21 protein-coding genes are annotated in these 26,819 nt (G+C 43.9%); all 21 read left to right on the top strand.

Translation table 11 applies throughout. The features are described from left to right. Positions 1-27 precede the first annotated feature (27 nt). The 21 genes from sdaAA (at position 28) to rpsP (ending at position 26,813) form a co-directional block, all read left to right on the top strand. The gene (gene sdaAA, locus ACIQXQ_RS06550) at positions 28-912 is read left to right on the top strand and encodes an L-serine ammonia-lyase, iron-sulfur-dependent, subunit alpha (protein WP_402956257.1); all 885 of its coding nucleotides are present in this window, start codon (positions 28-30) and stop codon (positions 910-912) included. Continuing rightward, the gene (gene recG / locus ACIQXQ_RS06555; RefSeq protein ID WP_402956259.1) at positions 909-2,960 is read left to right on the top strand and encodes an ATP-dependent DNA helicase RecG; all 2,052 of its coding nucleotides are present in this window, start codon (positions 909-911) and stop codon (positions 2,958-2,960) included. The genes sdaAA and recG overlap by 4 nt, the downstream gene beginning before the upstream one ends. Before the next feature lie 125 nt (positions 2,961-3,085). Further along, the gene (gene fapR / locus ACIQXQ_RS06560; RefSeq protein ID WP_402868260.1) at positions 3,086-3,643 is read left to right on the top strand and encodes a transcription factor FapR; all 558 of its coding nucleotides are present in this window, start codon (positions 3,086-3,088) and stop codon (positions 3,641-3,643) included. A 25-nt stretch (positions 3,644-3,668) separates the two neighbouring features. After that, a complete protein-coding gene (gene plsX, locus ACIQXQ_RS06565) occupies positions 3,669-4,658 on the top strand; it encodes a phosphate acyltransferase PlsX (RefSeq protein ID WP_402956261.1) in 990 nt (329 codons plus the stop codon). 23 nt (positions 4,659-4,681) lie between these two features. Continuing rightward, positions 4,682-5,629, top strand: a complete 948-nt coding sequence (fabD, locus tag ACIQXQ_RS06570; RefSeq protein WP_402956263.1) for an ACP S-malonyltransferase — start codon at positions 4,682-4,684, stop codon at positions 5,627-5,629. After that, positions 5,626-6,369 (top strand): 3-oxoacyl-[acyl-carrier-protein] reductase, encoded by a 744-nt coding sequence (gene fabG, locus ACIQXQ_RS06575; protein WP_402868264.1) that lies wholly within the window; start codon positions 5,626-5,628, stop codon positions 6,367-6,369. Before fabD ends, fabG begins: the two co-directional genes overlap by 4 nt. A 58-nt stretch (positions 6,370-6,427) precedes the next feature. After that, positions 6,428-6,661, top strand: a complete 234-nt coding sequence (locus tag ACIQXQ_RS06580) for an acyl carrier protein (protein WP_053345291.1) — start codon at positions 6,428-6,430, stop codon at positions 6,659-6,661. Positions 6,662-6,923: 262 nt separating this feature from the next. Next, entirely contained in the window at positions 6,924-7,667 is a 744-nt protein-coding gene (gene rnc / locus ACIQXQ_RS06585) for a ribonuclease III (RefSeq protein ID WP_402868266.1), read from the top strand. Between the two features lie 20 nt (positions 7,668-7,687). Further along, positions 7,688-11,251, top strand: coding sequence for a chromosome segregation protein SMC (gene smc / locus ACIQXQ_RS06590; protein ID WP_402956265.1), 3,564 nt, complete (start codon positions 7,688-7,690; stop codon positions 11,249-11,251). Positions 11,252-11,277: 26 nt separating this feature from the next. After that, positions 11,278-12,330, top strand: a complete 1,053-nt coding sequence (gene ftsY, locus ACIQXQ_RS06595; protein WP_402868269.1) for a signal recognition particle-docking protein FtsY — start codon at positions 11,278-11,280, stop codon at positions 12,328-12,330. Between the two features lie 133 nt (positions 12,331-12,463). After that, positions 12,464-14,845, top strand: a complete 2,382-nt coding sequence (locus ACIQXQ_RS06600) for a hypothetical protein (protein WP_402956267.1) — start codon at positions 12,464-12,466, stop codon at positions 14,843-14,845. Continuing rightward, positions 14,842-15,777: an ABC transporter ATP-binding protein gene (locus ACIQXQ_RS06605; protein ID WP_402868272.1), complete on the top strand. Its 936-nt coding sequence runs from the start codon at positions 14,842-14,844 to the stop codon at positions 15,775-15,777. The genes ACIQXQ_RS06600 and ACIQXQ_RS06605 overlap by 4 nt, the downstream gene beginning before the upstream one ends. Continuing rightward, a complete protein-coding gene (locus ACIQXQ_RS06610; RefSeq protein WP_402868274.1) occupies positions 15,774-16,625 on the top strand; it encodes an ABC transporter permease in 852 nt (283 codons plus the stop codon). The genes ACIQXQ_RS06605 and ACIQXQ_RS06610 overlap by 4 nt, the downstream gene beginning before the upstream one ends. Further along, positions 16,622-18,172, top strand: coding sequence for a hypothetical protein (locus ACIQXQ_RS06615; protein WP_402956269.1), 1,551 nt, complete (start codon positions 16,622-16,624; stop codon positions 18,170-18,172). Before ACIQXQ_RS06610 ends, ACIQXQ_RS06615 begins: the two co-directional genes overlap by 4 nt. 7 nt (positions 18,173-18,179) lie before the next feature. Then, positions 18,180-19,184, top strand: coding sequence for an AAA family ATPase (locus tag ACIQXQ_RS06620; RefSeq protein WP_402868277.1), 1,005 nt, complete (start codon positions 18,180-18,182; stop codon positions 19,182-19,184). A gap of 68 nt (positions 19,185-19,252) precedes the next feature. Beyond that, positions 19,253-20,047 carry a DUF58 domain-containing protein gene (locus ACIQXQ_RS06625; protein ID WP_402956271.1) on the top strand — a complete coding sequence of 265 codons (795 nt, stop codon included), beginning with the start codon at positions 19,253-19,255 and terminating at the stop codon, positions 20,045-20,047. A gap of 9 nt (positions 20,048-20,056) precedes the next feature. Beyond that, entirely contained in the window at positions 20,057-21,823 is a 1,767-nt protein-coding gene (locus ACIQXQ_RS06630) for a vWA domain-containing protein (protein WP_402956273.1), read from the top strand. After that, positions 21,813-24,599, top strand: coding sequence for a VWA domain-containing protein (locus tag ACIQXQ_RS06635; RefSeq protein ID WP_402956275.1), 2,787 nt, complete (start codon positions 21,813-21,815; stop codon positions 24,597-24,599). The genes ACIQXQ_RS06630 and ACIQXQ_RS06635 overlap by 11 nt, the downstream gene beginning before the upstream one ends. Before the next feature lie 106 nt (positions 24,600-24,705). Continuing rightward, a complete protein-coding gene (locus tag ACIQXQ_RS06640) occupies positions 24,706-25,038 on the top strand; it encodes a putative DNA-binding protein (protein WP_402868284.1) in 333 nt (110 codons plus the stop codon). Positions 25,039-25,049: 11 nt separating this feature from the next. Then, a complete protein-coding gene (gene ffh / locus ACIQXQ_RS06645) occupies positions 25,050-26,390 on the top strand; it encodes a signal recognition particle protein (protein WP_402868286.1) in 1,341 nt (446 codons plus the stop codon). Between the two features lie 150 nt (positions 26,391-26,540). Beyond that, positions 26,541-26,813 carry a 30S ribosomal protein S16 gene (gene rpsP, locus ACIQXQ_RS06650; protein ID WP_053345299.1) on the top strand — a complete coding sequence of 91 codons (273 nt, stop codon included), beginning with the start codon at positions 26,541-26,543 and terminating at the stop codon, positions 26,811-26,813. Positions 26,814-26,819: the final 6 nt, after the last annotated feature.

Raw genomic sequence — 26,819 nt, forward strand, 5'->3', positions numbered from 1 at the left:
CGTTTTCATTAAGGAGGGAAAGAGGACATGTTTCGAAATGTAGCAGAACTAGTAGAATTGGCAGAAGCAAAGCAAGTGAAAATTTCGACGCTCATGATCGAACAGGAAATGGAGGTGTCGGGTAAAACCCGGGACCAAATCATCCACCGGATGGGTGTAAACCTTGACGTCATGGAACAGGCCGTTGAAAAAGGGCTCCAAGGAGTCCGTTCCGTTTCGGGTTTGACAGGTGGGGACGCCGTGCTTCTTCAGAATTATATTAAAACGGGAAACTCATTATCGGGTGAACTTTTGTTGGATGCGGTCAGTAAAGCTGTGGCAACAAATGAAGTGAATGCAGCGATGGGGACGATATGTGCGACGCCAACTGCTGGATCGGCAGGCGTTGTCCCAGGAACTTTGTTCGCTTTGCAGAATAAATTAAAGCCAAATCGGGAACAAAAAATTGAATTCCTCTTCACTGCAGGGGCATTTGGTTTCGTTGTTGCTAATAATGCTTCGATTTCTGGGGCCGCAGGAGGTTGCCAGGCGGAAGTGGGTTCAGCATCAGGGATGGCCGCGGCCGCCATCGTTGAAATGGCTGGTGGAACGCCATCTCAAAGTGCCCACGCCATGGCGATTACATTAAAGAACATGCTTGGTCTGGTTTGTGACCCTGTTGCTGGGCTCGTAGAAGTGCCTTGTGTGAAGCGGAATGCGATGGGGGCAGCTAACGCCATGGTGGCAGCTGATATGGCGTTAGCAGGTATTACAAGCCGAATTCCGTGCGACGAAGTAATCGATGCCATGTACAAAATCGGACAGGCGATGCCATCGGCCTTAAGGGAAACTGCACAAGGAGGATTAGCGGCCACACCGACTGGACGGAAGTTGGAAGCGAAGATCTTTGGCTTGCCGTTAAGTAACAAGTGAGCAACAGCTTACAGGAACCAATTACGGCAGTTAAGGGCATTGGGGGAGAGACAGCTGCTGCGATGCAGGAAATGGAGATCCATACCGTCAATGATCTTCTAGAGCATCTTCCCTATCGCTATGAAGACTACCGGTTAAGGGACTTAGAAACGGTTGAACATGAGGAACGCGTCACTGTAGAAGGGAAAATTCATACAGTGCCGACCTTGGGCTATTTTGGGAAGAAGAAGTCCAGGCTAACGATTAAGTTGTTGACTGGAAGATATTTAATTACGGTTATATTTTTCAATCAGCCTTATTTGAAATCAAAACTTACAATTGGGGAAACCGTGACAGTGACAGGTAAATGGGATCGTCATCGCCAAACCATCACTGGTTCGGAATGCCATGTTGGAGATCATAGCCGGGAAAAGGAATTCGAACCCGTGTATTCCGTCAAGGGGAGCATTACGGTAAAAGGTATGCGTCGCCATATCACGAATGGTTTTTCCCAATATGGAAATATGATTGAGGAAAACCTCCCACCACAGCTGCTGACAACCTATAAGTTGATGCCACGTAAAGATGCGCTTCGCATGATGCACTTTCCTATATCGGCAGTTGATGTTAAGCAAGCCCGCCGTCGTTTTGTATATGAGGAGTTTTTGCTGTTTCAGCTGAAAATGCAGGCACTTCGTAAAATACAGCGCGAACAGTCAAGAGGGACTGGACAAGAATTTGATAGGCAGCAGGTGAAGGGATTCATTGATACCCTCCCGTTTCCATTAACGACTGCCCAGAACAGGGTTGTCGAGGAAATCCTGACTGACATGGAATCGCCTTACCGTATGAACCGGCTTTTACAAGGAGATGTAGGCTCAGGAAAAACGGTAGTGGCCGCGATTTGCCTATATGCGACCATATCGGCCGGTTTCCAAGGAGCGCTAATGGTCCCGACTGAAATTCTGGCTGAGCAGCATACTCAATCATTGACCGCCATGTTAGAACCAGTCGGAGTAAAGGTGGCTTTATTGACCTCCTCGGTAAAAGGGAAGAAGCGTAGAGAATTATTGGAGAAACTTGAATTAGGGGAACTTGATCTTTTGATTGGAACCCACGCACTGATTCAGGACGAGGTGAACTTCAAGGACCTCGGTTTGGTTATAACGGATGAACAACATCGGTTTGGTGTGGAACAACGACGCGTCCTGCGTGAAAAGGGAGGAAATCCCGATGTCCTTTTCATGACGGCGACACCGATTCCCCGTACACTCGCCATTACAGTGTTCGGCGAGATGGACGTTTCCACAATCGACGAAATGCCGGCTGGACGGAAAGCCATCGAAACGTATTGGGCGAAACACCAAATGCTCGATAGAATCCTCTCCTTTGTAGAAAAGGAACTTCAAAAAGGCAGACAAGCATATGTCATCTGCCCATTGATCGAGGAATCGGAAAAACTTGACTCCTTGCAAAATGTTCTCGATGTCCATGCCATGCTTACGCAATACTTCGTGAATCGTTATAAGGTGGGGCTCATGCATGGGCGTTTGCCTGCGGATGAAAAAGATGAAGTGATGCAGGAATTCAGTTCCAACGAAGCGCAAATCCTTGTTTCCACCACAGTTGTCGAAGTTGGGGTGAATGTACCCAATGCCACGGTGATGGTCATTTATGATGCTGAACGATTTGGTCTTTCCCAGCTGCATCAGTTACGTGGCCGAGTGGGGAGGGGGAGCAACCAGTCTTTTTGCATCCTGCTTGCCGATCCGAAAACGGAAGTCGGGAAAGAGCGGATGAAGATCATGACAGAGACGAATGATGGATTTGTCCTTTCCGAGAAGGATTTGGAGCTTCGAGGTCCAGGGGACTTTTTCGGTAAAAAACAAAGCGGGCTTCCCGAGTTCAAAGTGGCGGACATGGTCCATGATTACCGGACGCTGGAAGTTGCAAGGGAAGATGCTGCGAAATTGATAGCCTCAAATAGTTTTTGGCATGCACCAGAATACGCATCGCTCCGGTCACATTTGGAAGGTACAGGCGTATTGACAGGAGAAAAGCTTGACTGATCTTCTTGATTGAATGAAACAGTAAAACAGATTGTGAGAATTTCCACAAAATCTTGCAATCTGTTTTTAAAATATATATACTACTATTAGTACCTAGTCATAATACTATGGATGGTGACCTTCAAATGCGAAGAAATAAGAAGGAACGCCAGCAATTATTAATCGAAACGATTAAACAGAATCCTTTTGTAACGGATGAGGAGCTGGCTGAAAAGTACTCGGTGAGCGTCCAGACAATTAGGCTCGATCGTCTTGAATTATCAATACCGGAGCTTCGTGAACGTATAAAAAACGTAGCCGAGAAGAAATTCAGTGACGAAATAAGGGCATTGCCATTGGATGAAATCATTGGGGAAGTAATAGATTTGAATTTAGATGAAAATGCAATTTCTATTTTAGATATAAAAAAAGAGCATGTTTTTAAGCGCAATGGAATCGCAAGGGGTCATCACCTTTTTGCTCAAGCTAATTCATTGGCGGTGGCGGTCATCAATGATGAACTGGCCTTAACGGCAAAAGCATCCATTCTATTTACTCGTTCCGTCAAGGAAAATGAAAGAGTGGTAGCTAAAGCGAAAGTTAAAAAGGTGGAGTATCAAGCAGATCGTTCCGTAGTGGAAGTCAGAAGCTACGTAGGAAATGAAATGGTATTCAAAGGTGAGTTCGAAATGTATCGCTCTTAACTTGCTTAGAAAAGGATGAACGTTCATGAAAATAACGCTAGATGCAATGGGTGGAGACAATGCTCCAAAGGCACAGGTATTAGGAGCCATGAAAGCAGTCGAGGCCTTTCCCGATGTGGAAATAACCTTAGTAGGGAACGAAGGCGAAATCAACCAGTTCTTAACGAAAAATGAACGGATCAAGATCATACATACGGAAGAAAAGATACTAAGTACCGATGAACCTGTTCGTGCGGTCCGTCGCAAGAAGAATGCATCGATGGTATTAGCAGCCCGCCAAGTGGCCGATGGAGAAGCGGATGCATGCATATCTTCAGGAAATACAGGTGCTTTGATGGCAGCCGGCTTGTTCGTTGTCGGGAGAATCGAAGGAATCGAACGTCCAGCATTGTCCCCAACCTTGCCGACAATAGATGGTAAAGGTTTTGTTTTTCTTGATGTGGGAGCGAATGCAGAAGCGAAACCGGAGCACCTGCTTCAATTTGCCATAATGGGTTCCGTATATGCCCAAAAGGTGCGTGGAATTGAAAAACCGCGTGTGGGCCTTTTAAATATTGGGACTGAAGAGAAAAAAGGGAACGAGCTGACGAAGCAGGCTTTCACGCTCCTTCAGCAATCATCGGACATCTCCTTTATAGGGAATGTAGAGGCCAGGGATCTTCTGAACGGTCCGGCAGATGTAGTTGTGACGGATGGCTTTACAGGAAATATGGTGCTGAAAACGCTTGAGGGAACAGCCATGAGTGTCTTTCATATGTTAAAATCCGCGTTGATGAGCAATATGAAGAGTAAGATTGCCGCAGCACTAGTGAAACCGGAACTAAAAGGCATTAAAAATCAAATGGATTACTCGGAATATGGTGGGGCTGGATTATTCGGTTTGAAGGCACCTGTCATCAAGGCACACGGTTCTTCCGACGCAAATGCGATTTATAACGCGATCCGTCAGACCCGGGATATGGTGAGTCATGATGTGATTCCGACCATTGCGAAGACGATAGAAAAAGTCCAATAAATATAGAGATAGGGGAGTTTGGGATGGGTAAGATTGCTTTTGTCTTTCCAGGACAAGGTTCACAGTCAATAGGGATGGGTTTAGACTTATTTGAGGTAAATGAGCAAGCACGGAAAATTTTTCAAACGGCGGATGAAAAACTGGATTTTGCGCTATCCGAGCTTATATTCAATGGCACTCAGCAGGAATTAACGGTAACCTATAATGCTCAACCTGCGCTATTGACTACAAGTTATGCCTTGTTCAATGCCTTGGCGGAAGCGGGCATCCAGCCTGATTACACTGCAGGACATAGTTTAGGGGAATATACGGCATTGGTAGCCTCAGGTGCAATTTCTTTTGAGGATGCTGTCTATACTGTTAGAAAACGTGGTCAATTCATGGAGGCCGCTGTTCCGAATGGCCAAGGCTCGATGGCCGCAATTCTGGGAATGGACCGTACAGCACTCGCTCTTGTAACGGCTGATATTACTGATGCAGGTGAATCCGTTCAGCTGGCTAACATTAACTGTCCGGGGCAAATCGTCATTTCCGGAACGGCAGAAGGCGTCAAGCTTGCGAGCGCAAAAGCGAAGGAAAGCGGAGCAAAACGTGCTCTCCCTCTTGATGTAAGCGGGCCGTTTCATTCTGAATTAATGAAACCTGCGGCTGAACAACTTCAAAAGGTACTTGATGAAGTGAGTTTCCGACAGGCACCCATTCCGGTGATTTCAAACGTAACGGGCGAGCCTATCACAGAACCATCTGAGATTAAAGATAAATTAATTGAACAATTGTATTCACCAGTTCTTTGGGAAGATAGTGTCAAAAAGCTGCTTGAATTAGGCGTGGACACGTTCATTGAAGTGGGACCAGGCAAGGTGCTGGGAGGATTGATTAAAAAAATCGACCGATCCGTCAATATTCACTCAGTATCGAATACAGAAACCCTACATAAAACGGTCGAAGCATTGAAAGGGGAACTAGCATGATTCTTGAAGGTAAGAAGGCACTAGTAACTGGTGCTTCCCGCGGTATCGGCAGGGAAGTGGCATTGGAACTCGCACGGCAGGGAGCGGACGTAGCTGTCAATTATGCTGGAAGCGAAACAAAAGCTAATGAAGTGGTCGATGAAATCAAGGCACTTGGGCGAAAAGCATTTGCCGTTCAATGCGATGTATCAGATAGTGAATCAGTAACAGGCATGATTAAAGAGGTCATTGAACAATTTGGCCGGGTCGACATTTTAGTCAATAATGCTGGAATTACCCGTGATAATTTATTGATGCGGATGAAGGAAGAAGAATGGGATTCGGTAATCGATACGAATTTAAAAGGTGTCTTCCTTTGCACAAAGGCAGTCACAAGACAAATGATGAAGCAACGTAGCGGCAAAATCATCAATATGGCTTCCATCGTCGGTGTGATGGGGAATGCGGGGCAGGCAAACTATGTTGCAGCCAAGGCAGGCGTGATTGGCTTGACAAAGTCCACTGCCAAGGAGCTTGCATCAAGAGGGATCACGGTCAATGCGATCGCTCCAGGTTTCATCTCCACGGATATGACTGGTGAACTGACGGAAGACGTGCAAAAAGCGATGCTGTCACAAATACCTTTAGCCCGCTTCGGTGACCCAAAGGATATTGCATCAGTTGCCACGTTTCTCGCTTCAGAGGCAAGCAGCTATATGACGGGTCAAACCCTTCATATTGATGGCGGTATGGTGATGTAAGTTTAGGTTTGATTTTTTTGAAATATAATTTATAATGTCTTGAGGGGAGGTGAACATATTGGCAGATGTATTAGAAAGAGTAACGAAAATCGTTGTAGATCGCTTGAACGTTGAAGAATCAGAAGTAAAGCTTGAAGCTTCATTCAAAGAAGATCTTGGTGCCGATTCCCTAGATGTAGTCGAACTAGTCATGGAGTTTGAAGACGAATTTGATATGGAAATTTCGGACGATGACGCTGAAAAAATCGCCACAGTGGGTGATGCTGTGAATTACATAAAAAGCACTATGTAATGTTAATGTCTTTTGATTAAAAGCTCCGTTTTTTAACGGGGCTTTCTCTTGTAATGTAAGGGTCTGGAAAATAACAGGCTTGAACGAATACGTGCAGTTCCGATTAAGTTCCATGTGTCAAGCATCAACGCTGCTGGCTATTTTTCTTTAAGCGGATTATACTGTATGATGGTACATAGGAAAGCTTGACAGGAATTCCTGCCAGGTTTCTTTTTATATGTAGGAAAAATTTGTTTTTGAACCGTAGTGGAGGGTTTTTGTGATGCGTAGGAACGTAAATAATCGTAAACCATTAAGTAAGGATAATAAATTTAAAGAGTTACAGGACAATCTGGGTTTTCATTTTGAAGATGAAAATTTGTTGAAAAAAGCTTTTACACATTCATCTTATGTGAATGAGCATCGCCGCAAGCCTTACGAAGATAATGAAAGGCTAGAATTTCTAGGAGACGCAGTACTTGAACTGACAATCTCGAAATATCTGTATCAGAAATACCCGATGATGAGTGAAGGAGAGCTTACGAAATTAAGGGCAGCCATTGTCTGTGAGCCGTCACTAGTCGACTTTGCCAACAGCCTCTCTTATGGGGAATATGTATTGCTTGGTAAAGGGGAAGAAATGACAGGCGGTAGAGAACGCCCTGCCATGCTTGCAGATGTATTTGAAGCCTATATCGGCGCTTTATATCTTGACCAAGGATTAGAGCCGGTTGTGCAGTTCTTGAAAAATGTCGTGTTTCCGAAGATAGACGAGGGTGCTTTTTCTCATGTGATGGATTATAAGAGCCAGCTCCAAGAGCTTATCCAACGGGATGCAATTGGGGTTCTGCAATACAAAATACTGCAGGAAAAAGGACCGGCCCATAATAGAGAGTTCGTTTCGACGGTTTCTTTGAATGGGGAAGATCTAGGAACTGGTGTGGGAAAATCGAAAAAAGAGGCAGAGCAACATGCCGCCGAACACGCATTGGCCGTTTTAAAGAAAAAAACTCAACAAGATAGTTGAACAGTAGAGGGGGAAAGGTCATGTTCCTCAAACGCTTGGACGTTGTAGGATTCAAATCTTTCGCAGATAAAATTTCGATTGAATTTGTACCTGGTGTCACGGCAGTGGTTGGACCGAACGGTAGTGGTAAAAGCAATGTGACTGATGCAGTCCGTTGGGTTCTTGGAGAGCAATCCGCAAAATCACTGCGTGGAGCAAAAATGGAAGATATCATCTTCTCAGGAAGTGACACAAGAAAGGCCTTGAATTTTGCAGAGGTTTCCTTGACTTTGGATAATGAGACCAACACCCTTCCAATTGACTTTCATGAAGTTAGTGTGACAAGAAGGGTATATCGATCGGGTGAAAGCGAATTCTTCATTAATAATCAAGGATGCCGCCTGAAAGATATCATTGAATTATTTATGGATTCAGGACTTGGACGCGAAGCATTTTCCATTATCAGCCAAGGGAAAGTGGAAGAAATCCTTAGCAGCAAAGCAGAAGAAAGACGAGTTATTTTTGAAGAGGCCGCTGGTGTCTTGAAGTATAAAACAAGAAAAAGAAAAGCGGAATCAAAACTGACGGAAACACAAGATAATCTCAACAGGATTCATGACATCCTTCATGAACTAGAAGGTCAAGTGGAACCCTTGAAAATTCAATCTTCCCTGGCCAAAGAATATTTGGATAAGAAAGAGGAACTTGAAAAAATCGAAGTGGCTTTGACCGTTTTTGAAATTGAAGAACTTAATGAAAAATGGGAAAGTCTTACCCAGGAACTTGGGAAACACAATGAGATGGAGCGACAATTGGCTGGAAGGCTTCATGAACGTGAAGAGCATCTTAAAGAGGTTCGAGGAAGCATTGCCGGACTCGAAACATCGATTAACGAGCTTCAAGAAGTGCTATTGAACGCCAGCGAAGAGCTTGAGAAGCTTGAGGGTCGTAAAGAAGTATTGAAAGAACGGAAAAAGAATGCGGCACAAAATAAATCACAGCTTGAAAAAGCGATTATAGAGGGCAAGGCAGCCGTTGAACGTCTTTCTTTACAAAAGGAAAGAGAAACGGAAGTTCTGCATGCATTGAGTTCTGAAGTAAAACAGCTTCAAGAGCTTTTACATGAAAAACAAAAAAGCTTAGGTCTATTCAATACCGACATTGAAGCCCTGATAGAAGTGAAGAAAAGTGACTATATCGAGTGGCTGAACAAGCAGGCTGCCGCCAAAAATGAAAAGCATTACCTTCTGCAGCAACTCACGCAGCAGGAACATAAAAATTCCAAACTGGATCACGAAAATGAAAAATTCCTTACCGAGAGAACGGAAATCACTGCTAAAAAGTCGGAATACTCCAAGCGTATGGAAAAACTGAGCAAGCAGCTTGAAGACCATGTCACTTCTTTCCGAAATCAACAGAATAAGCTACAAACGGCAAAAGATACGTATCAAAAACAGGAAACGACCCTATATAAGGCCTATCAATTCCTTCAACAGGCAAAATCCCGAAAGGAACTGCTTGAAGAGATGGAAGAGGACTATGCAGGCTTCTTTCAAGGTGTTAAGGAAGTCCTAAAAGCAAAAGGTACTCTAAAAGGCATTGAAGGTGCAGTGGCGGAACTGATCAAGGTCCCAAAGGAATATGAAACCGCCATCGAAACAGCACTAGGTGGGGCGATGCAACATGTGGTTGTGGAGAGAGAAGAACATGCCCGTGAAGCCATTTCCTTCTTGAAGAAAAACAGGTTTGGACGGGCGACTTTCCTGCCCTTATCTGTCATCAAAGGAAGAGAGATTTCATCGAACCAGCTATCGATGCTGAAGAATCACCCTGCTTTTGTCGGGACAGGTTCCTCGTTGATCCAATATGATGAAAGACATGCTTCCATCGCGGCAAACCTGCTAGGAACCGTCATTATCACAAAGGACTTAAAAGGAGCCAACGAACTGGCAAAAATGGTGCAGCACCGTTTTCGCTTTGTTACGCTTGAAGGGGATGTCGTCAACCCTGGTGGTTCGATGACGGGTGGAACGATTAAACAAAAATCGACTTCACTACTATCCCGGAAAACCGAGCTTGAAGAATTACATGAGAAGCTAGCCGGGATGGAATTAAAAACGAACCAGCTTGAAAAACAGGTAAAACAGCTGAAGGTGGATGTCGGTGTTCAAGAGCAAACGCTTGAACAAACGAGAAAAACTGGTGAAATGCTACGATTACAGGAGCAATCCCTGAAAGGTGAACTTCGTGAAGTCGAGCTACAAGAAAGAAATGTGAATGATCGCCTACACCTTTATGATTTGGATAAAAACTCCTATTTAGAAGAGCAACAGCAAAAGAAAGCAAGGCTCGAAGAATTGGAAGAACTGTTGAAATCCTGTAAAGTGGAAATCGATGGGCTTGACCGCCTTATAGCGGAAATGACAGAACAAAAACAATCACAGCAATCATCAAAGGAAAGTCTTGCCGAAGAAACGAGCGAGTTAAGGGTAACATTGGCCTCAAAACGCGGTCAGCTTCAAAATCAAAGAGAAAAAATGGAACGGCTTGAGGCGGACTTGGCAAAAGAGACCAGCACCTTAACTGAAAACAAGGATGACTTGGGGCTTTTAACAAATGAAATGACGGACAGTTCGAGTGGGGAAGAAACGCTTGAAGACATGGCCCAACAAAGATTGCTTGATAAGAATGCGGCCATTGAAAATATTTCCGCCAAAAAACAGGAAAAGACCGAAATGCAAACTCATCTCGAAACCCTCGAAATAGCTTTGAAAGAGGAAAGTCGTCTCTATAAAGGTATCGTTGAAGTGGTCAAGGATGAAGAGGTCAAATTAACCCGACTTGATGTGGCGCTGGAAAACCGCCTGGATCATTTACGCGAGGAATATACATTATCCTATGAAGGGGCTAAAGAAAAGTATCCATTAATGATACCTATCGAAGAAGCTCAGAAAAAGGTAAAGCTCATTAAGCTGGCCATTGAAGAATTGGGGACGGTCAACTTAGGAGCAATAGACGAGTATGCCCGTGTAGCCGAAAGGTACGAGTTCCTTCTCGGTCAAAAAGAAGATCTGCAGCAGGCTAAGGATACCTTATTCCAGGTTATCGACGAGATGGATGAGGAAATGAAACGACGCTTTTCAGAAACATTCTATGCGATTCGTGAACAGTTCGAACAGGTATTTAAATCACTGTTCGGTGGTGGCAGGGCTGAATTAAAACTGACAGATCCCAATGATTTATTGAATACGGGAGTAGATATCATCGCACAGCCTCCGGGGAAAAAACTACAGAACTTGAGTCTCTTGTCCGGTGGAGAACGAGCATTGACTGCAATTGCTCTTTTATTCTCGATTTTAAAGGTCCGGCCCGTTCCTTTCTGTATCCTCGATGAAGTCGAGGCGGCACTTGATGAAGCGAATGTAGTTCGTTTCAGCCAATTTTTAAGGAAATTCAGTCAAGAGACTCAGTTTATAGTAATCACCCATCGCAAAGGGACGATGGAGGAAGCGGATGTCCTCTATGGCATTACGATGCAAGAGTCAGGTGTTTCCAAATTAGTTTCCGTTCGTATGGAGGAATCAGAGAACTTTGTTGAAATATAAATCCATGAATTAGAGGAAGTGGGACAATGAGTTTCTTCAAGAAGCTAAAAGAAAAATTCACGGCACAAGAAGAAAAAGAAACAGCTGTAGAAACAAAAGTAGAAGTAGAAGTTGAAAAAAAAGCAACATCCGAAATATCAATCGGGGAAAAGTTTAAGCAAGGTTTAACGAAGACGAGGAATTCCTTTACCGGAAGGGTTAATGAACTCGTTGCCCGTTACCGGAAAGTGGATGAAGACTTTTTCGAAGAACTTGAGGAGATTCTCATCCAGGCTGATGTAGGCTTCGATACCGTTATGGAATTAATCGACCAATTAAAAATGGAAGTGAAACTGCGCAATATCTCTGATACGAGAGAAGTGCAATCTGTCATTTCTGAAAAACTTGTTGAAATTTACCAAGGTGATGAAGAAGGAATATCCAGCTTGAACATTCAACAAGACGGCCTGACGGTCATTCTCTTTGTCGGTGTGAACGGTGTAGGTAAAACAACGACAATCGGTAAACTTGCCCATAAGTTTAAGGAAGAAGGCAAATCGGTCGTATTGGCGGCTGGTGATACTTTCCGCGCCGGAGCGATTGAGCAACTCGAAGTGTGGGGAGAACGTGTCGGTGTCAGTGTCATTAAACAAGGAGAAGGATCTGACCCTGCTGCTGTTATGTTCGATGCCGTTCAAGCGGCTAAGGCACGCAAAGCCGATATCCTGATTTGTGATACAGCAGGCCGTCTGCAAAATAAAGTGAATTTGATGAAGGAATTGGAAAAGGTGAAGCGTGTAATTGAACGTGAAGTGCCTGGTGCACCACATGAAGTGCTCCTTGCCCTTGATGCAACGACGGGTCAAAATGCACTCATTCAAGCGAAAACGTTCAAGGAAGCGACAGATGTAACGGGTATCGTCTTAACGAAGCTTGATGGTACAGCAAAAGGCGGAATTGTCATAGCGATCCGAAATGAGCTTTCCATTCCCGTGAAATTTGTCGGACTTGGTGAAAAAATGGACGATCTTCAAGAATTCGATGCTGAAAAATATGTGTATGGGCTCTTTGCCGATATCATTGATAAAGAAGAAGTATAAAGGTGGATAGTTTTAGCCGGAAGGGATTTTCCCTTCCGGTTTTTTTGATTTTTTTTACTTTTTATATAAATACTGTATACTTTTTCGTGATCTAATCGTCTATTAGGAGTATAGAAAAAAAGGGGGAGTTCGGTTGTTCAGAAAATTAAAGGGAATCGCTGCTTGTTTATTATTTTTAGGCCTATTTTTACATTCATATACAGTTCAAGCAAAAGCAGCGGACACGGACATAAAAATCTCGATTGAAACAGGGTTTGATGGATACATAACTCGGGCCAAGGCCATGCCGATGACCGTACATATCGAAAATAAGGGGGAGGCTTTCAGCGGTACGCTGATTTTTCAATTTCAGGCCGATTACGATTTCGGAGGGTCGCAAATTCTAAAAGTGGAATTGCCAAAGGAAAGCAAGAAAACCTATTCCGTTTCACTTCCAGGGTATACCGACGAAAATTATAATTATAATGGGACCGCACTGGCGAAGTCGATTTATCTCTATGAGGGAGATTGGAAGAATGGTAAAGAAGTAGACTATTCCGGCCCGAAGGTACTGGCACCTAAGTTCTTTGATGAAAGCGAGGACCTGATTGGAGTATTAAGTGAAAATTTCGATCGTTTGACGGAATTGAGAGTCTTGCCATCCCTCCAAGCCAGGATGGTCGAGTTGGAAAAAGAAGATTTGCCTAAACAGTCAATTGGCTATGAAATGTTAGATTATTTAATCATTGATGAATTTGCAATTGCCGCTTTGGATGAGGCACAACAGAAAGCACTAAAGGGTTGGATCCGTTCTGGTGGTGTATTGATTTCCGGGTCATCACCAAGTGCCGCTCAATCATACGGGTCCCTGTATAACCTTTTACCGATGAAGATGGATAAAGGAATCAAGATGGATTCATCCTTTCTTACAGAAAAGAAAAAAGATCGACCATCCTTTGAACAATTGCCGGGCTTTAATGGTGAAGTGGAGAAAGGGACAGAAATCATTGCGAAGAGCGGGTCATCACCGGCCGTTGTCAAAAAGCAATATGGAAACGGGATGATTGTCCAGACGGCCTTTTCGTTAGGAGATGAGCCACTTGCCTCTTGGAAAGGATACGGCACGTGGTTTGAAGCGATTTTAAAGAAGGTGGAGTTGAATGCGTTTTCCACTTCAAGTGAATTCATGGACGAAGCAAGATGGGAAATGAATGACCCCAATAGTTACTTTGATGATACGAATTTATCCGTGATTCAATTGGCATTGTTGCTGTTAGTCTACGTTGTGATCATTGTACCGATTTTATTTGTTATTCTGAGGAAAATGGATAAAAGGGAGCACGCTTGGTGGATCATTCCTTTGATTGCCTGCATTACGACGATTCTAACGTTTGCCGTCGGAGCGAAAGATCGTCTTGCCAAACCTCAACTCAATCAATTGGGAATCTATCAAATTGAGGATGACCAAATCATCGGCATCCAATCGAATGTCCTCCTGTCCAATAAAGGAGGCAATTACAACCTGACTTTCCCGAAAAATGAGTTAGTTGCGATGCCAATGACTCAGGAGGGATTAGGTGGAAGCGTGAAAAGAGCACCAATGCTTGAAGAGAAAGCTACCGATATGGAATTGACCTTTCCAAACGTCGAATATTGGTCTACCAGGTCCTTTATAGGAAAGGTTTATAAAGAAAATGCAGGTCAATTGAAAAATGACTTGACCGTTGAAAACAGGACCTTGACAGGTACGATTCAAAATGAGACGCCTTATGACCTTAAGGAATTAATGATCCTGACCGGCAATGAACGAATCAATCTCGGAACGTTGAAGAAGGGGGCAGAGATCAAGGTAAATGAAGCGTTAAAGAGTGATTTCTTATTTAAACCGTATGGAACGACATCGTCTTCTTGGAATAATGGAACTATGGGAAAAAAAATCGATATTGAAAAAATGCGCAGGGATCAGCTTCTTTATCTGACGGAGGCGTATTTCGGAGGGGCCTCGACAAAATCCGAACCTGTCATCGGCGGTATAACCGACGATTCAATCGTAGACGTTAGACTATCGAAAAAACCGAAAGTAAATATAGATAATCTGATTTTCCAAACATTCAGTCCGAAAACAATTTTGGCTGGGGAAGTGACATTGTCAAAAGAAATGTTCGCGGGGTCTGTGAATGCCCTCCGGGGTTCAGTTGGCGAAGAAGAAGGATATGGTACGTATTGGTTTGAAAGGGGAGAATATGAATATATCAGTTCAGTTCCAAAGATCATGAAGGACGATACATTCAAAGCGTCAGAAATGACGATTAAGTTCAGTAAACAAGATGTTAAGTATGAACTCTATAATTTTTCGACTGAAAAGTATGAATCGATACCTAAGGGAGAACGGGAAATTACTTTCAAAGGGACTAAGGATATATCATCCTATGTATCAAAACAAGGGAACATCCAGATAAAAGTCATGATAGATAATGATGATGACCCGAGTGTAAGGATGCCACAAATCACTGTGAAGGGAGTGGTGGAGAAATGATAGAAATTATACAGTTAACTAAACAGTATGGCACGTTCACCGCATTGGATCACTTGGATTTGCAAATAGACAAAGGAACCGTGTTTGGTTTTGTCGGTCAAAATGGGGCAGGGAAATCCACGACTTTTTCCATTTTGGCTACCTTGCTTGCACCAACATCGGGGACGGCTTATATCAATGGCTACAATATATCGAAGGAACCTAAACAAGTCCGTAGCCAGATCGGTTATATGCCTGACTTTTTTGGTGTGTATGATCAATTGAAGGCTGAAGAGTACCTGGATTTTTACGGAGCAAGTTATGGTATACCCGTTTCGGAACGGAGTAAACTGATTCCACAACTGCTCGAGCTCGTAAATTTATCGGATAAAAAGGATTCCTATGTGGATCTTTTATCACGGGGAATGAAGCAACGGCTTTGTCTTGCAAGGAGTCTGATACACGACCCCGAAGTGCTTATTTTGGATGAACCCGCTTCCGGGCTTGACCCGAGGGCTCGTGTCGAAATGCGGGAGATTTTAAAGGAATTGAAACATATGGGTAAAACGATTTTGATATCATCGCATATTTTACCTGAACTTGCGGAAATGTGTGATGTGCTCGGCATCATCGATCAGGGTAAATTGAAAGCACAAGGGTCGGTCGCGGAAATCCAACATAAGCTGCAGGGCGAAAAGAGCCTGATTATTAAGGTTCATGAGGATATTGAGCGATCCATCGCTTTTCTAGAAGATAATCCGGATATTAGCCAGATCAATACGCATGTTGATGAAAAAACGATTCAGTTTCTATTCAAAGGAGATGCAGGGGCCCAACAACAGCTGCTGAAGTCCTGTATGTTGCAAGACTTGCCCATTGTCTCTTTTTCGGAAATAGAGACGGATCTGGAGGATGTGTTCATGGAAATCACGAAAGGGGTTGAACTGTCATGAAGAGCTGGCTGATGAATCCGGTTTTGAATAAAGAGTTTAAGCTACGCTTTCGCTCTTTTAAAAGTTTTTTAGGTGTATTATTCTATGTTCTTGCGATTGGTGCCATCGTTATCGGTATGATTTTTATTCAGTCTCTTAGTAGCATGGGCGGGCGCGTTGACCCGGATGCAAGCCGGAGTATGTTTATATTTCTATCCGTTATCCAACTGGCCTTGGTCTTGTTCATTACACCTGGACTGACGGCAGGGGTCATCTCGAGTGAGAGGGAGCGACAGACGTTAAATATTTTATTGACAACTTCCCAAAGCTCGACAGGCATCATTTTCGGGAAATTAATTTCATCCATTTCCTACTTGCTATTACTGGTTGTGGCCAGTTTACCGCTATATAGCATCGTCTTTTTATTCGGCGGAATTTCGCCGAATCAGCTTTTGATGGTGCTGGGCTTCAATGTCTTCACCGTCATCGTATATGGCAGTATCGGGGTGCTTTTTTCTACACTTGTGCGAAAAACCATTCCGGCGATGGTCACGACTTATGGAATCACATTGTTTTTAGTAGGTGGCACAGCTTTATTGACCCTACTATTCACGACCATGGCCGTGGGGAATCAGGTAAATGTGACCACACCAACGACTAACCCATTGCCTTACTTAGCGGCCATGCTAAATACCCCAATCGTATTAATCGGCTTTGTTGAACCGACTTACTCTGAGGAAATCCAGAAGTTATCGGGGATTGATTTTCCGCTTTGGGCGTCTCATTTGATTTGCTACACACTTCTACTAATCGGGTCCGTTCTTCTAAGCGTTAAAAAGCTGCGCGTGGGGATGAAGACAAAACGATGAACAAAGATCTTATCCATGATGAACTCCAGTTTCTCAAGTTGATTAAACCCGTTAAGCGGCAACTTTTCATGCAGCATGTGATGAGGGAGGGGCAACTTTTACTCCTTGCCGTGTCTGCATGGACGACTTTACTATTTTTCATGGCACGTATAGTAGTCATTCCCTTCGTTTTCCGTTATTTTTTCATTGGAATCATCTGTTTACTTGCTTTTTTTGTCTATAGAATCATTAAAGGAAAACCCGGTAATAAAACGGCTGCTTTGCTGTTTAACCAGTATGTTCCTGATGACCGTGTCGTGACGGGATTCGCTTTTTTAGGGGAGATTGGTGAGCTTAAGTCGCTCCAGCTCAGGGATGCTATCCACCATATGAAAATCCATCAGGAGGAGGCCCTCAGAAGGAAGAAAGTATGGGTACATCCGAAATGGCTGACGCTAGCTCTTTGTTTAGCGATAGGAGGTTCCCTATTGGCAATTTTGCCAAATCAGAAAATGGATCAAGCCAGGCAGGCGGAAAAAGAAGTGAAGCTTGTCGAGGAGGTCAAAAAAGAGCTTGATGAAAAAGTGAAGGAAATAAAGGATCCTGATGTCAAAAAGACATTGAAAGATGTAAAAGAGAAAGTTGCGCTAGAGAAAGAGGCTGAGAAGGCCTTAGAGGCACTCGCCAAACAATCAAGCGAGCTGCAATTAAAAGAAAAGAAGCAAAGAGAAAAGCAAGAGTCACTGGAAACCTGGAAGGATCAGTCAAAAAAAAACGGCCTTACGGAGCTGTCCAAGGCACTTGAACAAAAGGACATGCGACTGGTCGAAAAAGAACTGAAAGAACTAAATGAAAGATGGGATGAGCTGTCCAAGGAACAGAAGCAGGCCCTAGAGAGCTACACAGAGCAGGATCGTCCATTAACGGAAGAACAATTGGATGCACTGATGCAGCAGTTGGAGGAAGCGATGGAATCGGGAGAACTTGCCAAGCAGTTAGCATCAGCCAATCAAGCTGTTCGTCAAGCGGGATCCCAACTTCAGAATAAAATGAGTCAAGATGGTATTCCTTCTTCTCAAACAGCTTTTTCTAACAGCGATGGAACACAAGGGAACCAACCCGCCAATCAGCCCCTAGGTCAGCCCTCCTCTACGCCTAATGGACAGCCCAACGCCAATTCTGGGAATAATCCCGGAAGCCAAAAAGGACAAGGACAGGGTCAAGGACAAGGACAAGGACAAGGACAAGGACAAGGAGCAAGTGGAACCGGCGGAGGAAAAGGAGGCACGAAGGGGGGTGCTGGACAAGGGTCGAGGGAAATGCTGACGATTCCCGAAAAGACCGATGGAAAGCAGAATATGGAAACCGACAATGGGAAACTTGGTGAAGGGAGTGGCGAGAAGGAGGAGGCCGAGGGTCCAGTATTGAGGGGGAACTTGCGGAATTATGAGGAGGTCTATCAGCAGTATGAGGAATCTTATCGCAAAAGTACGGATCGCCTTAGGCTACCCTCTGATTTGAATGATATCGTCAAGAATTATTTTAATAATCTTGATCCGGAAAGGTAGTGGGAAAATGACGGAAAAAGAACAGCAGTTTAATGAAGCAGGGACTATGATTGAGAGAGTTAAGCAGGAAATCTCCCGTTTTATAGTTGGGCAGGAAGACGTGATCGATCAAGTTTTATGGAGCATTTTTGCAGGTGGCCACGTATTGCTTGAAGGCTTGCCGGGACTTGGGAAGACGATGCTCGTTCGGACGATTTCGGAATGCCTGGATTTAGAGTTTTCTAGAATCCAGTTTACACCAGATCTGATGCCTTCCGATATTACGGGAACCATGTTATTGCAACCTGGAGAGGACGGAAGGCAGCAGTTTACCTTCCATGAGGGGCCTCTTTTTTCTCATATCGTCTTAGCTGATGAAATCAATCGGGCGACGCCGAAGACACAGAGTTCGCTTTTAGAGGCAATGGGGGAGAGAACTGTAACAGTCATGGGGGAAACGAAACAGCTTGATCAGCCCTTCTTTGTGCTTGCAACCCAGAATCCAATCGATATGGAGGGGACGTATCCATTGCCCGAAGCCCAGATGGACCGGTTTATCTGTAAGATTCTTGTCCGTTATCCATCAAAGCAGGAATTAAAGCAGATTGCCCTTCGAACGACAGGCAGGGAAACCATTTCTATTGAAAAAGCTGCCTCCATCAAGGATGTTTTGTTACTGCAGCAACTAGTAAAGGAGGTCCTTATTTCAGAAGAGATGCTGGATTACGCGGTTTTGATTATTTCGAGTACTCATCCAAATGTGGAGGAATCGCCGGAACTTGTCCGGCAATACGTTCAATTCGGAAGCGGACCTCGTGGGTTGCAAAGTTTGATCAAAATGGCAAAGGCAAGGGCTTTATTTGCCGGGCGTTATCATGTTTCTGCCGGTGACTTGAAGCAAACGGCCTATCCTGTGCTGAGGCATCGGATTATACTCAACTTTGAAGCGGAAGCAAACGGGGTTCTCATCGATTCCATTATTTCTGAAGTCGTTGAGTCGGCGTATAAATTAGGAAAAGGAACACCGGTTTGATGGTAGCTTATGCTTTTTTAGAAAGGCTACAGAAAAAGAGATTGCTCGTGAAAACGAGGAAGCGAGGGATGCATAAAGGTTCGAGACGGTCGAGTGCGTTTGGTTCTTCGCTTGAGTTCTCCGATTTTCGGGCCTATCAACCGGGAGACGATGTCCGGCAAATCGATTGGAATGTATTTGGCCGAACCCAGAAGCATTATATAAAAAGGTTCCTCGATGAACAGGAGTTATCCGTTGCCGTTTACCTGGATATGTCTTCTTCGATGCGAACTCTCCCGGGAAAATGGGAACAGGCGCGAAAGCTCGCCGCTTCATTGAGCTTTGTTGTCCTTGCAAGCGAAGACCGTCTGAATTTTGTTCCCGTCGGTAATCAAGGAGCCTATCCTATTCGACGTAAAGGAGCGGTTCACCGTAAAAGGGTTTTTCGAGAGATAGCTGGATTGGAAGATACGGAGAGAAGCGGGGAGTTTTATGAGCAACTTGGCAAAGTGATGGTGAGGAATCAGCAACTTGCGATTATCATCTCGGATGGTCTTGAGCCCATCAAAAAGGTGGAGGCGACTTTAAGAAAGCTACGCTCGGCAAGACAAGAAGTCTGGTTCATTCAACTGCTGGGGAAAGAGGAACTTCAACCTATGTATGATGGGGACCTGAAGTTTGTGGATAGTGAAATGGAAACAGCGGTCAATGTTAGCCTTAATCCGACCCTCATCGACAACTATCGAAGGCGTCTAGCACACCATAACGAGCAGCTTGAAGCTATCTGTGAAAGTCTTGGCAGCCGCTATATGCTCATATCTGCTGAAACGGATATACAAACGATTTTATTTCACGACTTCCCACGCCACGGGCTAATGAATTGAGGTGATGATATGCATATTTCAAACCCACTCTTTTTTCTATTGTCCATTTTTATCGGAGCCGTCATTCTGTTTTATTTTTTCCGGAAGCAATATGAGAAAACGACGATTTCGTCCAATTTATTATGGGAGCAGGTGCTGAATGAATGGCAGGCTTCTCCATGGCTTCATAAATTACAGCATAATCTCTTATTCTGGCTTCAACTTCTCGTACTTCTCCTCCTCATGTTCGCGTTGGTTCGACCCTTTTGGTTTCAAAAGGGCATTCCGGGCGACCACCTAATCCTAATTGTCGACACATCGGCTTCGATGAGTGCAAAAGAAGGGGAGCTCACCCGGTTTGAAAAAGCCAAGCAAGAAGTGGGGGAGATGCTTCAAGCGGTGGATGATCAAGAAGTGACAATCATAGATGCTGGTCAAAAGCCTGTGATACTTGCCAATCACGAAACAAACCGGGCTGAGTTAAAAAAACAAATAAAAGAAATGGAGCTAACATACAGTCATGAGCATGTTGATAAGGCATTGAAACTGGCAGACTCGCTAGCGGCTGGAAAAGAATCGGTCATTCATTTATACTCCGATGCGGTTGTGGAGGAGGACCTTAGGGGGTTATCGGAAGACATTCCCATTGGTGTACATAATTTCAGCAGCCTGACTGGCAATCTCTCCTTGCTTTCATTTGGCACGGCAAGCTCTGAAGGAGGCATTACTGGGGTGGCGGTCATTGAAAATCAAACGAAGCAGGATGAAACGGTGAAATTTCAAGTAACGAATGGAAAAGATGTTCTATTCACAAAAAGGATAATGGTGAAAGCAAGCAGCGAGAAAATAATTGATATACCGGTTCTGAAAGAAAAACCGTATTATACGGCCTCCATCATTGTGGATGATGACTATTCAGCGGACAATGAAATGACGGCCATCCAAACGGCCGTATATGAGAAAGTCTATGCAGTGGGGGATGTGAATCCATTTTTGATTAATGGGCTCGAAACGATTGGCCTTGATATCATCCAGCTTGACGATAAAGAAAAAGTCGAAATGGATGGAATCGTGATTGCCGAAGGAGTGGACTTAGAGGAACTTGGATCGTACCCGCTTCTTTTTATCAATGCCACTGAAAAAGGTAAACAAAAACTGACAGGTCAACCAAAGGGAACGGGTGACCCACTCATGGACTACGTACAAATGGACAAAGTGTATATTGAATCGGCATCCCCTCCGATCAGCAAGCAATGGCATCATGTTACTACAAGTGAGGGTATACCGCTCATTCAAAAAGGTACGCACCAAGGACAGCCGATCATTGCCCTGAACTTCTCCGTTGCGGACAGCGATTGGCCGTTACAACCTGGATTTCCTATATTTTTATATAATTCCTATCAATGGCTGACCCAACAGTCGAACTTTCTAGGTTACTATCAGCCTGGTGAAGAAAAGTGGTTGAATCTTGGAACGGAAACGGGAAAATTGGCTATATTTACAGAGTCCGGAACGAATCTCTTTTCCATTGATTTGCAAAAGGAGGGCTTTCGAGCGCCAAATAAGCCCGGTATATACGAAGCAATGGCGGGAGAACAGGCATTTTACTTTTCGGTTTTATTGGACGAAAGGGAAAAAAGAGTCGATTCAGCTCCGTCGTTCAAGATGAATATGAAATCATCAGAGTTGAAAGAAGGGGGAAGCGATACAAAACAGGATATCTTATGGTACTGGCTGACTTGTATGGCCCTTCTGCTACTAATGGCCGAATGGGAGGTATATCGACGTGGGCATTGATGTTACTTATCCCCTGGTTTTTTTATTGCTGCTTCCCTGTGCAGCGCTTATTTATATGTATGTGATAAAATCACATAATCAAACGAAGCATGTAGAGACGGTCGTTGTGGCCATATTGCGGTCATGTATTTTTTTTCTCATTGTATTGGCACTGAGCGTTCCGCAATTGCTACAACCTATCAAGGGATCGATGGTTGTTTTTTTAGTCGATCGTTCTGCAAGTGTCAAAGACTCTGACACAAAGTCGCTGGCTTGGATTGAGAAAAGTGTTGAAACCATGGGTAGAGACGACTCCTTTGCGGTGGCAGCCTTTGGGGGCAGTGCCGTTGCTGAGCAGGCGTTGTCGACAAAACATACGCCCATAAGCCAATTTAGCGGTGAAGTGGAAGAAGAGGCAAGTCAATTGGATTCAGGCATTCAATTTGCTTCCTCGCTCATTCCGAGCTATTCAAGTGGGAGAATCGTCCTTTTTTCGGATGGCAATGAAACGTCGGGAAGCAGTGTGGAGGAGGCCAAACTACTTGCAAATAAAAATATTGAGCTCGACATCGTGCCACTAATCGAATCGATTGGCGAAGATGTCGCCCTGAAGAATGTAACGATTCCCCCATCTATCTATCAAGGCGAAAAAACGGAGATTTCATTGGAGGTCTTTAGCAATACAGCGAAAAAAGCGACTGTCCGCATTTCACTGAATGATCAGGAAATCATCAAAAAGGCAGTGAGTGTAAAAGAAGGGACTAATTTATTCTCTGTTTCTCATACAGCCGAGAAAACTGGACTACAAGTATATAAGGCCGAAATCATCGCTGAAAATGATACATTTGCGGAAAATAACCAATTGCAGGCAATCACGAATGTAAAAGGCACACCAAAAGTATTGATTGTCGAAGGTGAGTCAACAGGACGGCTTGAAAATATTTTGAACGGCAGCGGGCTAATTGTCGAATCGACGATACCGGAAAAACTGCCGACCACTTTATCCGGCTTTTTACAATACCAATCGATTGTGTTTAATAATGTTCCTGCCACCTCAGTCTCGGAAATTCAAATGAAAATGATAGAGCGGTCCGTTAAGGATTTCGGTAATGGGTTCGTGATGACCGGCGGAGAAAATAGTTTCGGGCTCGGCGGGTATTTCAAGACACCAATTGAGAGATTACTTCCAGTAGATATGGACATCAAAGGAAAAAAAGAGATGCCATCTCTTGGACTGATGATTGTTCTCGACCGATCAGGCAGTATGGATGGAAACAAGCTATCATTGGCAAAGGAAGCGGCTGCCCGCTCTGTTGAACTTTTGCGTGAAAAGGATACGTTTGGATTCATTGCCTTCGATGACCGACCATGGGAAATCATCGAAGCAGCCCCACTTAAGGATAAGGAAAAAGTCGTGGAGAAGATTCGTACACTGTCTTCAGGTGGCGGTACTGAAATCTTCAGCTCGCTTGAAATGGCCTATGATAAGTTAAGGGATGAAAGGTTGCAGCGGAAGCACATTATTTTGTTGACCGATGGACAGTCAAACGCTTCAAGTAATTATGAAGACTTGATTGAAGAAGGAAAGGAAGAGAACATAACCCTCTCTACCGTTTCAATTGGAAATGATGCCGATAAGAACCTACTTGAGGACTTGGCCGACTTTGGTGCGGGGCGCTATTACGATGTCACGGATGCTTCCGTTATTCCGAGCATTTTATCGAGGGAAACCGTCATGGCGAGCCGCACTTACATTGAGGATACCCCATTTTATCCATCTATCAAGGACAATCCGGAATGGAACGGATTGTTTAAGGATGGCGTACCTAAGATGAATGCCTACATCGCGACAACTGCAAAGCAGCGTGCATTACAGTCGCTGATCAGTGAAAAAGAGGATCCCGTCCTTGCCGAGTGGCAATATGGAATAGGAACGACGGCAGCTTTCACTTCGGACATTAGTGGGAAATGGTCGGGCGATTGGCCTGCTTGGGGAAAGTGGGGGACATTTCTCAATCAATTGATCACAAACACGCTGCCCAAGTTCGAAAGTGAGCCGTATATGCTCACACAGGATAATGGTGGGGAGGAAACGGTCATCAACCTTGAATCGTCCACACAAAATCACCTTCCTGTATCGGCAAATGTAGTGTCTGAAAAAGGTGAGGAAGTAGACGTCAATACGAAGCTCATCGCGCCGGGAAAATACGAAGTCATCATGCCTAAGCAATCAGGGATGTATTTTCTCAGCATAAAACAAGATACCAAGGGTGGAAGTACGAATCTATATCAAACAGGTTTCACCGTGCCCTATTCAGAGGAATACCTGCAACAAGGCCTAAACAAAGCGCTTATTAAGGAATTATTGGCTGTTTCGGGTGGTCAGGAGTTGAAGGATGAATCTGAGGCATTCCGGCCATTGCAAAATACGTCTAGGCAAGAACAAAGTATTAGTTCTTGGCTACTTTTATCGGCATTCTTGCTTTTATTTTGCGAAATTGCGGTCCGAAGGTTTGGTTGGCACAGAGTTTCGCGTATCTATTCGGGAAGTCGCGAAAAATCAGAAACCACTTCATCTAGGCAAAACGAAAGAGTCGCAAAACTGAAAAAGGTAAACCAAAAAGTTGGTAAGGACGAAGCATTAAAGAAGCAGCCTGTAGAAATCGAGCAAAAAAAGGAGCAGGTAAAAGCAGTGCCAGCTCGCCACCACAAGAAGGAACCTGTAAATAAATTATCGGAATCGGAACGCGAAGAGCAGATGAAGCGCCTGATTGAAGCGAGAAAACGAAAAAAATGATGATTTTTATCTTGTGGTAAGGAGTTTAGCTTGACATGAAATAATCGACACTATACAATATAAACTTGTAAAGGGTTTTCACTTAACAGCAGGGAGGCTTGCTAACATGCTTGAAAAGACAACGCGGATTAATTATTTGTATGACTTTTACCAATCGTTGTTAACGGAAAAGCAGCAGAGCTATATGGCCCTCTACTATCTGGATGATTACTCTCTTGGAGAGATTGCCAATGAATACGAAGTCAGTAGGCAGGCAGTCTATGATAATATAAAAAGAACAGAAGCAATGCTCGAAGAATATGAAGCGAAGCTATTGTTATTTCAAAAATTTCAAGAGCGTAACCAATGGATTGCGAATGTGAAGGATCTTTTAGAGAAGGAATCCTTTTCTAAAGAAAAGTTGCTTGACGCAATTACAGCGCTTGAGAAGTTAGATTAGGAGGCGGCAATATGGCATTTGAAGGATTGGCCGACCGACTGCAGAACACGATGCAAAAAATCCGTGGAAAAGGGAAGGTCAACGAAGCAGACGTTAAAGAAATGATGCGTGAAGTTCGTTTGGCCCTGCTTGAAGCGGATGTTAACTTTAAAGTCGTGAAGGAATTTGTGAAGCGTGTAAGTGAGCGTTCGGTAGGTCAGGAAGTGCTAAAAAGCTTAACCCCCGGTCAACAGGTAATTAAAGTAGTTAAGGAAGAATTGACTCAGCTGATGGGCGGCGAACAGAGTAAGATTGCCGTTGCCTCCAAACCACCGACTGTCATTATGATGGTAGGTCTTCAAGGGGCAGGTAAAACGACGACTACCGGAAAGCTGGCAAATCTTCTTAGAAAAAAATACAACCGTAAGCCATTGCTGGTTGCGGCTGATATTTACCGTCCGGCGGCGATTAAGCAGCTTGAAACACTTGGCAAACAATTAAGCATGCCTGTTTTTTCCCTAGGTGATCAGGTCAGTCCTGTAGAAATTGCGAAACAGGCGATTGAAAAGGCGAAGGAAGAACATCATGATTATGTGTTGATTGATACCGCAGGTCGCCTCCATGTTGATGAAAATCTGATGGGCGAACTGAAAGATATCAAGGAATTGACCAAACCGGATGAAATCTTCCTAGTTGTCGATGCGATGACAGGTCAGGATGCTGTCAATGTGGCTCAAAGTTTCAATGAACAGCTCGGTCTAACTGGAGTCGTATTAACGAAGCTAGATGGGGATACTCGTGGTGGTGCGGCACTTTCTATTCGTTCCGTTACGGACACGCCGATTAAATTTGTCGGTATGGGCGAAAAATTGGATGCACTTGAAGCATTCCATCCAGAAAGGATGGCTTCAAGAATCCTTGGTATGGGCGATGTATTGACCCTTATCGAAAAAGCACAAGCCAATGTTGATGAAGAAAAAGCGAAAGAATTAGAGAAAAAGATGCGTACCGCTACTTTTACCTTTGATGATTTCCTTGAACAGCTTGGTCAAGTGCGCAATATGGGACCGCTTGATGATATTTTGAAGATGATTCCTGGTGCGAATAAAATGAAAGGGATGGATAACCTTCAGATCGATGAGAAACAGATTGGTCATGTTGAGGCTATCATCCGTTCAATGACGACGCAAGAGAAAGAACATCCAGAAACCATGAATGCATCCCGCAAGAAACGGATTGCCAAAGGGAGCGGAAGATCGATCCAAGAAGTGAACCGTCTACTGAAGCAATTTGAAGAAATGAAAAAGATGATGAAACAAGTTACAAGCATGCAAAAAGGAAAGAAAAAGGGATTTAAATTCCCGTTCATGTAAGTTTTTTTTATGGGAAATGAGCATAAAAATAGGCTGAAACCGCCTATTTAAACACTTTTTTCACCTGTTAAGAAAAAAACCTTTACAAACATACAAGACATTTGATATTATACTATCTTGTGTGAAACTATTCGGAGGTGCTTATTTAAAATGGCAGTAAAAATTCGCTTAAAACGTATGGGAGCAAAAAAATCTCCTTTCTATCGTATTGTAGTTGCAGATTCTCGTTCACCACGTGACGGACGTTACATCGAAGTAGTGGGAACTTATAACCCGGTGACTCAACCAGCTAAAGTTGACATCAATGAAGAGCTTGCTCTTAAATGGTTACAAGATGGAGCTAAACCATCTGATACAGTTCGCAACTTATTCTCAACTCAAGGCATCATGGAAAAATTCCATGTTGCAAAAAACAGCAAGTAATCGACG

It is taken from the genome of Peribacillus sp. NPDC097198, from assembly GCF_044762055.1.
Taxonomy (GTDB): Bacteria; Bacillota; Bacilli; order Bacillales; family DSM-1321; genus Peribacillus.